The sequence below is a fragment of the Undibacterium sp. TJN19 genome, from assembly GCF_049339485.1.
GTDB lineage: Bacteria > Pseudomonadota > Gammaproteobacteria > Burkholderiales > Burkholderiaceae_D > Undibacterium.
In genome coordinates this window covers 1-309 of sequence record NZ_JBMPPL010000077.1, presented here as the reverse complement: position 1 = coordinate 309, position 309 = coordinate 1, and the positions used below count along the sequence as shown (strand labels likewise).

The 309-nt window shown below is 57.9% G+C and carries 1 protein-coding gene; it reads left to right on the top strand.

The window, feature by feature from the left end; genetic code table 11:
• Positions 1-309 (top strand): AMP-binding protein (locus tag ACO0LH_RS28600; protein ID WP_422944542.1); only part of this gene is annotated, 309 nt, incomplete at both ends.

Below are 309 nucleotides of genomic sequence, written 5' to 3'. Positions count from 1 at the left end.
ATCAAGTTCTCAGCACAAACCTGCCCCCGGTCAACCCCGGCCAGCTCGCCTACATCATCTACACCTCAGGCAGCACCGGTCGCCCCAAAGGCGTTGCCATCAACCACCAGAGCGGCGTCTCCCTCCTGCACTGGGCCGCCGCCTTATTACCCGAGTCCGACAGAACCGGTGTCCTGGCCACCACCTCCTTCTGCTTCGACCTCTCCATCTACGAAATCTTCCTGCCCTTAACCACAGGGCAAACCTGCATCCTCATCGACAACATCCTCGCCCTGGAAAAACTCGATGAACACAGCAAACAACAGATCA